Below are 9,382 nucleotides of genomic sequence, written 5' to 3'. Positions count from 1 at the left end.
GTATCTGCTCGTACTTCCTGGTCGGCCACTACTGGGAGACCCCCATCGGCCCGCACCGCACCGCTCAGCTCAGCGTCTTCAACGCACTGGCCGAGTACGGCTCAAGCTCATCACTCCGCCCGGCCAACACCTTCGCCGCCCACTCAGGATCCTGCAGCAACGCCCGCCCGACAGCGACGAAGTCGTACTCCTCCCGCTCCAGCCGGTCCAGAAGGTCATCGATCCCCCGGATCGGCGATCCCTCTCCGGCGAACCCGCGGATGAAGTCCCCGTCGAGCCCCACCGACCCGACGGTGATGGTCGGCCGGCCCGTCAGCTTCTTCGTCCACCCGGCCAGGTTGAGGTCGGAGCCCTCGAACTCCGGCAGCCAGTACCGCCGCGTGGAGGCATGGAACGCATCCACACCCGCGGCGGCCAACGGCGCGAGGATCGCCTCCAGCTCCTCCGGCGTCTCGGCGAGACGCGCGTCGTACGCCTCCTGCTTCCACTGCGAGTACCGGAACAGAATCGGGAACTCCGGCGACACAGCCTCCCGTACGGCCGCCACGATCTCCGCCGCGAACTTCGTACGGGCCACGGCGTCGCCGCCGTACGCGTCCGTACGCCGGTTGGTGCCGGCCCACAGGAACTGGTCGAGGAGGTAGCCGTGCGCGCCGTGCAGTTCGATGCCGTCGAAGCCGATGCGCTCGGCGGCGACCGCGGACTCGACGAACGCACCGATGACGGCGTCTATGTCGGCCTGCGTCATGGGCGTCGCGTCCTCGACACCGGTGACGCGCAGACCGGAGGGGCCGTGCGAGGGGGCGTCCGGGTAGGGGCCGTCGCCCTCGTTGCGGACCGTGCCGATGTGCCACAGCTGCGGAACGATCGTGCCGCCTGCCGCATGCACCGCCTCGGCGACCTTCTGCCAGCCCGCGAGCTGCTCCTCGCCGTGGAACCGGGGCACGCGGCGGCTGTTGCCGGCCGACTCGTGGCCGACGTACGTGCCCTCGGTGACGATCAGGCCGACACCGGCGGCGGCCCGGCGGGCGTAGTACGAGACCACGTCCTCGCCGGGGATGCCGTCCGGGGAGAACATGCGCGTCATGGGCGCCATGACGATGCGGTTGGGGACGGTCAGGCCGTTGATCGCGGTGGGCCGGGAGAGGACCTCGGCGGCGCGGGAGGGGGCGGTGGTCACGTGGGTGGGCTCCTCGTGCGGTGGCTGCGTTAACCGACAGGTATGTGCACACGCATTGTTGCACCCACTTAAGCAAATCTCCTATGACCTCGAACACGCCCGAGGGCGGCACCCCCTGTCTCCAGGGAGCGCCGCCCTCGGTTGGAACCCGGATCAGCCGGAGGCCGATCAGAAGTCCATGTCACCGCCCGGCATACCGCCACCGGCGGGCGCGGCGGCCTTCTCCGGCTTGTCGGCGATGACGGCCTCGGTGGTGAGGAAGAGCGCGGCGATGGAGGCGGCGTTCTGCAGGGCAGAGCGCGTGACCTTCGCCGGGTCGATGATGCCTTCCTTGACCAGGTCGACGTACTCGCCGGTCGCGGCGTTCAGGCCGTGGCCCGGGGTCAGGTTGCGAACCTTCTCCACCACGACGCCGCCCTCGAGGCCGGCGTTGACGGCGATCTGCTTCAGCGGAGCCTCGAGCGCGATGCGCACGGCGTTGGCGCCGGTCGCCTCGTCACCCTCCAGGTCCAGCTTCTCGAAGACCGAGGACGCCTGGATGAGCGCCACGCCACCACCGGCGACGATGCCCTCCTCGACGGCGGCCTTGGCGTTGCGGACGGCGTCCTCGATGCGGTGCTTGCGCTCCTTGAGCTCCACCTCGGTGGCGGCACCGGCCTTGATGACCGCGACACCGCCGGCGAGCTTCGCCAGGCGCTCCTGCAGCTTCTCGCGGTCGTAGTCCGAGTCGCTGTTCTCGATCTCGGCACGGATCTGGTTGACCCGGCCCTGCACCTGCTCCGTGGAGCCGGCACCGTCGACGATGGTGGTCTCGTCCTTGGTGATGACCACCTTGCGGGCGCGGCCCAGCAGGTCGAGGGAGGTGTTCTCGAGCTTGAGACCGACCTCCTCGGAGATGACCTCGCCGCCGGTGAGGATGGCGATGTCGTTCAGCATCGCCTTGCGGCGGTCGCCGAAGCCGGGGGCCTTGACCGCGACGGACTTGAAGGTGCCGCGGATCTTGTTGACGACCAGGGTCGACAGGGCCTCGCCCTCGACGTCCTCGGCGATGATCAGCAGCGGCTTGCCCGACTGCATGACCTTCTCCAGGAGCGGGAGCAGGTCCTTGACGGAACCGATCTTGGAGTTGGCGATCAGGATGTACGGGTCGTCGAGCGACGCCTCCATCCGCTCCATGTCGGTGGCGAAGTACGCCGAGATGTAGCCCTTGTCGAAGCGCATACCCTCGGTGAGCTCCAGCTCCAGACCGAAGGTCTGGGACTCCTCGACGGTGATGACGCCTTCCTTGCCGACCTTGTCCATCGCCTCGGCGATGAGCTCGCCGATCTGGGTGTCGGCGGCGGAGATGGAGGCCGTGGAGGCGATCTGCTCCTTGGTCTCGACATCCTTGGCCTGCTCGAGCAGGGCACCGGAGACGGCCTCGACGGCCTTCTCGATACCGCGCTTGAGGGCCATCGGGTTGGCGCCGGCGGCTACGTTGCGCAGGCCCTCCTTGACCAGGGCCTGGGCGAGAACGGTCGCGGTGGTCGTACCGTCACCGGCGACGTCGTCCGTCTTCTTGGCGACTTCCTTGACCAGCTCGGCGCCGATCTTCTCGTACGGGTCCTCGAGCTCGATCTCCTTGGCGATGGAGACACCATCGTTGGTGATCGTGGGGGCGCCCCACTTCTTCTCGAGGACGACGTTGCGGCCCTTGGGGCCGAGCGTCACCTTCACGGCGTCCGCGAGCTGGTTCATGCCGCGCTCGAGGCCGCGCCGCGCCTCCTCGTCGAACGCGATGATCTTGGCCATGTGAAGTGGTCCCTCCAGGACTGGGGGTGATTCCTTCGGACCGCGCCCGCGCCCGCGACGGACGGCTCGCCGACCCGTGGGTTCCTTGCCCCACCCGGCCTGCGGGCCTCACCGACCCGGTCCATCTTTGTCACTCTCACCTTCAGAGTGCTAACGCCAATGATTAGCACTCGCCCCCGTCGAGTGCAAGCGCCCCTCGGAGGCTGGGCCCGCCCGCCCGACCCGGCCCGGGACATGCCGAAGGGCCCGTACCCAGGAGGTACGAGCCCTTCGATCAAGAACAGAAGAACGTCGCTGCAGTTAACCCGGCGCGTGCTTCAGCTGGTCGCCAGACGGACCATGTCCGCCTGCGGCCCCTTCTGGCCCTGCGAGATCTCGAAATCGACCCGCTGACCCTCTTCCAGGGTGCGGTAGCCGTCCATCTGAATCGCACTGTAGTGGACGAAAACATCCGCACCACCGTCGACCGCGATGAAGCCGTACCCCTTCTCCGCGTTGAACCACTTGACGGTGCCCTGAGCCATGCCTAACTCCCCTATTACTGGCCCTTGCACAGATCCACACTTCGCGGATCCGGGTCAGACCTCACCCCCCACGGTTGGGGGCGTGCGCCGGAACGCGTCGACCGCGGCTGAATGTATCTGTCCAACTGCCGTCTGCAACAGGTCAATCGGACGAGAATTCCGGGCACGACCGGTCGCGACTTTAGGGAGAATTCGCCCGAATTCAGGGCAAGTCGGGCCCCATAAATGGAGCATAAGACGCAAAAAACCTGCACACTTTGGCTACTTCTCGCTGCCCGAGAAGCAAGAACTCATATGCATGCGGCAAGCGGAGTCGAGCAGGTTCCCCAACTGTACCGTGCTCAACCATGCAGAATTGCCCCCTCCGCTTCTCTCACGGAGGGGGCAATTCGATGAACTCTTCGTAACCGCCGTTACCGACGGTAATAATCGGTCGTCCGACCTGTTTCCGGTCAGCCTCCGGCGACGGCCGGGATGATCGAGACGCCCGCCCCGTCCGGAGTCGCCGTCTCCAGCCCCTGCTCGAACCGCACGTCGTCGTCGTTCACATACACGTTGACGAACCGCCGCAGCTTGCCCTGGTCGTCGAGAACCCGCGCGGCGATCCCGGTGTGGTTCTTCTCCAGATCGGCGATGACCTCGCCGAGAGTGCCGCCTTCAGCGGTGACCTCGGCCTGCCCGCCGGTGTAGGTACGCAGGATGGTGGGGATACGAACGTTGACGCTCATGCTTTAAGACCTCCGGTCAGGTGGAGCGCCCCACAGGGGCGCGGGGCTGTGTCCATTTGCGGCTCCGCCGCGGGGCGCGACCAGCCCCCGCGGCCCGCAGACGAACAACTACCTACTTACGCCAGCCCAGCCTCACGGAACGACTCCAGGCTGGGGCGAATCGTCGCCGTAAGCCCCGTACCCGCCACCGCGTCCAACGTCTTCAGGCCGTCACCGGTGTTCAGGACGACCGTCGTCAGGGTCGGGTCCAGCAGACCGTTCTCGATCAACTTGCGGGTCACACCCACGGTCACCCCACCGGCGGTCTCCGCGAAGATCCCCTCGGTCCGGGCGAGCAGCCGAATCGCATCGACGATCTGCTCGTCGTTGACATCCTCCACCGCCCCACCCGTACGGCGAGCGATGTCGAGGACATAAGGACCATCCGCCGGGTTACCGATCGCCAGCGACTTGGCGATCGTGTTCGGCTTCTGCGGCCGTACGACGTCGTGCCCCGCCTTGTACGCGACGGAGACAGGGCTGCACCCCTCGGCCTGCGCCCCGAAGATCTTGTACGGCTTGTCCTCGACGAGCCCGAGCTTGATCAGCTCCTGCAGCCCCTTGTCGATCTTCGTGAGCTGCGAGCCGGAGGCGATCGGCACGACCAGCTGGTCCGGCAGCCGCCAGCCGAGCTGCTCGCAGATCTCGTACGCCAGGGTCTTGGAGCCCTCCGCGTAGTACGGCCGCAGGTTGACGTTGACGAAGCCCCAGCCCTCGCCGGCCGGGTCGCCGATCAGCTCGGAGCAGAAGCGGTTCACATCGTCGTAGTTGCCCTCGATGCCGACGAGCTCGCCGCCGTAGACCGCGGCCATGACGACCTTGCCCTGCTCCAGGTCGTGCGGGATGAACACGCAGGAACGGAAGCCGGCGCGGGCGGCCGCGGCACCCACCGCACCGGCCAGGTTGCCGGTGGACGAGCAGGACAGGGTGGTGAAGTCGAAGGCGCGCGCGGCCTCGATGGCCTGGGCGACGACCCGGTCCTTGAAGGAGTGCGTCGGGTTGCCGGAGTCGTCCTTCACGAAGAGCTTGCCGGCGTCGACGCCCAGCTCGCGGGCGAGGTTGTCGGCCTTGACGAGCTTGGTCCAACCGGGGTTGATGTTGGGCTTGTCCGCCACGTCCGCCGGGACGGGCAGCAGGGGCGCGTAACGCCAGATGTTCGCGGGACCCGCCTCGATCTGCTTGCGGAGCTCCTCGGTGTCGTAGGCCGAGAAGTCGTACGCGATCTCGAGCGGGCCGAAACACTCCTCGCAGGCGAAGACCGGGCCGAGGGGCACCTGGTGACCGCACTCGCGGCAGGAGAGCGCCGCGGCGGGACCGAGGTCGACGGTCGTGGAGTCGGTGGTGCTTGCAACAGTCTGCGCAGCCATGTGAGGCGAGGCCCTTTCTCCTCATCTTCCTCACGACGCATCTCGCCGTGAGACGGATTTGGCACCTTCCCTAGCCGGGAGCCTCGCGGAACGATCAGCATCGATCGGTACGAGACCGGCTGGAGGGTTGCCGGGGCTTCATCGGGCCGTATCCCTCTGCCCCTCTGGATGAGCGGTATGCGGTTGTTTGACTCGTTCAACGCGGGACGACCCCCGACATGCGATGGTCACCAGCGTTGTTCAAGACTGTAACCGAAGGCCAGGACAGTTGAGATAGTCGTCCGAACCGCGAGATGGATCACACGATGATCCGGTTCTCGCCGAGAGAACGCAGAGGAGCCGCCTACGTGCTGGAAGAAGTCGAGCGCTGGCTGAGCACCCGCTCCTGGTCCCTGACCGACCGCCCCCTCCACCAGATCCTCGCCGCCAAGCAGCGCACGGGACAGTCGGTCAGCGTCGTGCTGCCCGCGCTCAACGAGGAGGAGACGGTCGGCGACATCGTCGCGATCATCCGTCACGACCTGATGCAGCAGGTTCCGCTCGTCGACGAGATCGTCGTCGTCGACTCCGGGTCCACCGACCATACGTCCGAGGTCGCCGCGGCGGCCGGGGCCAGGGTCGTCCACCGTGACGACATCCTGCCCCGCATCCCGACCGTCCCCGGCAAGGGCGAGGTGCTGTGGCGCTCGCTCCTGGTCACCGGCGGGGACATCGTCTGCTTCATCGACGCCGACCTGAAGGAGTTCTCCTCCGACTTCGTCTCCGGGATCGTCGGCCCGCTGCTCACCGAGCCGGGGGTCGACCTGGTCAAGGGCATGTACGACCGTCCGCTGGCCGGCGCCCAGGGCCAGGGCGGCCGGGTCACCGAGCTGATGGCGCGCCCGCTGCTCAACATGCACTGGCCGCAGCTGGCGGGCTTCGTGCAGCCGCTCGGCGGCGAGTACGCGGCCCGCCGCAGCCTGCTGGAACAGCTGCCGTTCCCCGTCGGGTACGGCGTCGAGCTGGGCATGCTGGTCGACGCCCTGCACCTGGTGGGCCTCGACGCGCTCGCCCAGGTCGACGTCGGGGTGCGCAAACACCGCCATCAGGACGGGCAGGCGCTGGGCCGGATGTCCGCCGCGATCTACCGCACGGCACAGCTGAGACTGGCCCGCGGTCATCTCATCCGTCCCTCCCTCACCCAGTTCGAACGGGGCGAGGACGGCTTCGAGCCGCGCACCTACTCCGTGGACACGGAGGAGCGGCCGCCGATGGTGGAGATCGCGGAGTACGCGTCGCGCAAGGTCGCCTGAGGCGGCGCGTTACGGGGTGCAGGCGGTGTATACGGTCCACCCGCAGAGCGCAGACGTACGTTTGAGCGTTTACGGGCCGGGCTAGGTTGAGGCGTATGGCTTCCACGCACGGCGCAGGTCACCACGCTGGTCATCAGGTGCTGGTCGCATCCAACCGCGGCCCGGTCTCGTACGAGGTGCAGGAGGACGGCTCGCTGGCCGCCAGGCGCGGCGGCGGCGGGCTGGTCTCCGGCCTGTCCGCGATCGGGCCCGACGCGGACGCCCTGTGGGTGTGCTCGGCGCTGTCCGACGGCGACCGCGAGGCGGTACGGCGCGGGGTCGGCGAGGACGGGGTGCGGATGCTCGACATCCCGGCCGACGTGCACGCCGACGCGTACAACGGCATCGCGAACTCAGTGCTGTGGTTCGTGCACCACATGCTGTACCAGACGCCGCTTGAGCCGGTCTTCGACGCGGAGTTCCGCCGGCAGTGGGCGTCGTACGAGACCTACAACCGGGCCTTCGCCGAGGCGCTGGCCCAGGAGGCGGCCGAGGGCGCGGCGGTGCTGGTGCAGGACTACCACCTGTGCCTGGTGCCGGGCATGCTCCGCGAGCTCCGTCCCGACCTGCGCATCGGGCACTTCTCGCACACGCCGTGGGCGCCTTTGGACTACTTCCGGATGCTGCCGGACGACATCGCCGAGCAGCTTCTGCAGGGCATGCTGGGCGCCGACCGGCTGGGCTTCCTGACCCGGCGCTGGGCGGACGCGTTCACGGCGTGCGCCACGGCGGTGGTGGGCGGCCTCGGAGGCACGGAGATCGGCGTGCACGGCCTGGGCGCCGACGCGGACTTCCTGCGCAAGCGCTCGCACGAGGCGGACGTCGACGAGCGGATGGCTGCCTTGCGGGCACAGATCGGCGAAGGCCGGAAGACGATCGTGCGCGTCGACCGCACCGAGCTGTCCAAGAACATCGTGCGCGGGCTGCTGGCGTTCAAGCAGCTGCTCGACGACCACCCCGAGTGGCGGGAGCAGGTCGTGCACGTCGCCTTCGCCTACCCGTCGCGGCAGGACCTGGCCGTGTACCGGGACTACATGGCCGAGGTGCAGAGGCTAGCGGAGGACATCAACTCCCGGTACGGAACGCCGGATTGGACCCCCGTCGTGCTCCACCTCAAGGACGACTTCGCCCGCTCGCTGGCCGCGTACCGGCTGGGGGACGTGGCCCTGGTGAACCCCATCCGGGACGGCATGAACCTGGTCGCGAAGGAGGTGCCGGTCGTCTCCGACGAGGGCTGCGCGCTGGTCCTGTCGCGGGAGGCGGGGGCGTACGAGGAGCTGGCCGAGGATGCGCTGACGGTGAATCCGTACGACGTGATGGCTACGGCGGAGGCGCTGCACACCGCGTTGCGCCTGCCGGCGGCTGAGCGGGCCGAGCGCAGCAAGCGGCTCGCCGCCGCGGCCACGGCGTTGCCGCCGGCGCAGTGGTTTCTTGATCAGCTGGAGGCCTTGCGAGGCTGAGGCCTGGGGGCTGCCGCCCCCAGGCCCCCGCTTTCTCGGCCCTCAAGGGGCCTTGTCCTCAAACGCCGGACGGGCTGAAAGATCTAGCTGCCCCGCCAGGGCTCGCAGCAGGCGTACGACTCCCTCCGGGCCGTCCACCACCAGGTCCGCTCGTTCCCGTAGTTCCGTCACCTCGTCGCTGCCGCTGCAGACCAGGAGGCCGGGGGTGCCGTCGGAGCGGAGTTTGTCGACGGCGGCGAAGGCGGGGAGGTCGCCGAGGTCGTCGCCGGCGTAGAGGACCGCCGAGGCGTCGATCTCGCGGACGTACTCCAGGAGGGCCACGCCCTTGTCGGTGCCCGGGGGGCGCAGTTCGAGGACCAGACGGCCGGGTTCGACGATCAGGCCGTGGCGGGTGGCGAGGTCGGTGAGGGGGTCGCGCAGGGCCTCGAAGGCGGCCTGGGGGTCCACGGCGCGGCGGGTGTGGACCGCTACGGCGCGGCCCTTCTCCTCGATCCAGGTGCCCTGCCAGGCGCCGATGCGGTCGAGGAAGCCGGGGAGTTCGGCGCGGACCGCGGCCACGCCGGGGTGGGGGGCGGGTGCGCTGACGTTGCCGCTGACCGCGTCCCAGCGTTCGGCGCCGTAGTGGCCGAGGACGACCAGGTGCTCCAGGCCGGGGACGCCCGCGAAGCCGCCGTGCCGCACGGCGACGCCGGCCGGGCGGCCGGTGACCACCGCGACGGAGGCGATCCGCGGGGCGAGGGCGGCGAGCGCGGGCACCGCCTCCGGGTGCGCGCGGGCCTGCTCGGGGTCCGCCACGATCGGGGCCAGGGTGCCGTCGAAGTCCAGGCCGACCACCGTCTTCGCGGGGTTCGCGAGGATCGCGGCGAGCCCGTCCCGGCCTGCCTGCGTGGCGGGCGTCGGCAGGGGGTCCATGGAGTGCGTCGAGTCCGTGTCCGTATGGGTGCCCATACGGTGACCATAAC

The 9,382-nt window shown here is 68.8% G+C and carries 8 protein-coding genes and 1 riboswitch; of the genes, 2 read left to right on the top strand and 6 right to left on the bottom strand.

Going from position 1 to position 9,382, the window contains the following annotated elements:
• Positions 1-64: 64 nt before the first annotated feature.
• The 5 genes from ACWCRD_RS08130 to thrC all read right to left on the bottom strand — a co-directional run bounded on the left by ACWCRD_RS08130 (position 65) and on the right by thrC (position 5,629).
• A complete protein-coding gene (locus ACWCRD_RS08130) occupies positions 65-1,180 on the bottom strand; it encodes an NADH:flavin oxidoreductase (protein WP_450965099.1) in 1,116 nt (371 codons plus the stop codon).
• A 168-nt stretch (positions 1,181-1,348) separates the two neighbouring features.
• Positions 1,349-2,971, bottom strand: a complete 1,623-nt coding sequence (groL, locus tag ACWCRD_RS08125; protein ID WP_115907423.1) for a chaperonin GroEL — start codon at positions 2,969-2,971, stop codon at positions 1,349-1,351.
• Positions 2,972-3,288: 317 nt separating this feature from the next.
• Positions 3,289-3,495 carry a cold-shock protein gene (locus tag ACWCRD_RS08120; protein ID WP_019057200.1) on the bottom strand — a complete coding sequence of 69 codons (207 nt, stop codon included), beginning with the start codon at positions 3,493-3,495 and terminating at the stop codon, positions 3,289-3,291.
• Between the two features lie 452 nt (positions 3,496-3,947).
• Complete coding sequence (locus tag ACWCRD_RS08115) at positions 3,948-4,223, bottom strand: MoaD/ThiS family protein (protein WP_030941262.1); 276 nt, start codon at positions 4,221-4,223, stop codon at positions 3,948-3,950.
• Between the two features lie 116 nt (positions 4,224-4,339).
• On the bottom strand, positions 4,340-5,629 hold the full coding sequence (thrC, locus tag ACWCRD_RS08110) for a threonine synthase (RefSeq protein ID WP_450965098.1): 1,290 nt from the start codon (positions 5,627-5,629) through the stop codon (positions 4,340-4,342).
• An 18-nt stretch (positions 5,630-5,647) separates the two neighbouring features.
• Positions 5,648-5,804: riboswitch (SAM riboswitch) on the bottom strand.
• A 172-nt stretch (positions 5,805-5,976) separates the two neighbouring features.
• Here thrC and ACWCRD_RS08105 point away from each other — a divergent pair.
• Entirely contained in the window at positions 5,977-6,921 is a 945-nt protein-coding gene (locus ACWCRD_RS08105; RefSeq protein WP_450965097.1) for a glucosyl-3-phosphoglycerate synthase, read from the top strand.
• 95 nt (positions 6,922-7,016) lie between these two features.
• A complete protein-coding gene (locus tag ACWCRD_RS08100; RefSeq protein ID WP_450965096.1) occupies positions 7,017-8,420 on the top strand; it encodes an alpha,alpha-trehalose-phosphate synthase (UDP-forming) in 1,404 nt (467 codons plus the stop codon).
• A 42-nt stretch (positions 8,421-8,462) separates the two neighbouring features.
• Here ACWCRD_RS08100 and otsB read toward each other — a convergent pair whose 3' ends face one another.
• Complete coding sequence (gene otsB / locus ACWCRD_RS08095) at positions 8,463-9,368, bottom strand: trehalose-phosphatase (RefSeq protein WP_450965095.1); 906 nt, start codon at positions 9,366-9,368, stop codon at positions 8,463-8,465.
• Positions 9,369-9,382: the final 14 nt, after the last annotated feature.

The sequence above is a fragment of the Streptomyces sp. NPDC002092 genome, assembly GCF_053593775.1.
This window is presented reverse-complemented; position numbering and strand designations above follow the sequence as displayed.

Bases quoted from the DNA above. Each gene is read 5' to 3' on its own strand.
- groL (WP_115907423.1), bottom strand. From the start codon at position 2,971: ATGGCCAAGATCATCGCGTTCGACGAGGAGGCGCGGCGCGGCCTCGAG.
- ACWCRD_RS08120 (WP_019057200.1), bottom strand. From the start codon at position 3,495: ATGGCTCAGGGCACCGTCAAGTGGTTCAACGCGGAGAAGGGGTACGGC.
- ACWCRD_RS08115 (WP_030941262.1), bottom strand. From the start codon at position 4,223: ATGAGCGTCAACGTTCGTATCCCCACCATCCTGCGTACCTACACCGGC.
- thrC (WP_450965098.1), bottom strand. From the start codon at position 5,629: ATGGCTGCGCAGACTGTTGCAAGCACCACCGACTCCACGACCGTCGAC.
- ACWCRD_RS08100 (WP_450965096.1), top strand. From the start codon at position 7,017: ATGGCTTCCACGCACGGCGCAGGTCACCACGCTGGTCATCAGGTGCTG.
- otsB (WP_450965095.1), bottom strand. From the start codon at position 9,368: ATGGGCACCCATACGGACACGGACTCGACGCACTCCATGGACCCCCTG.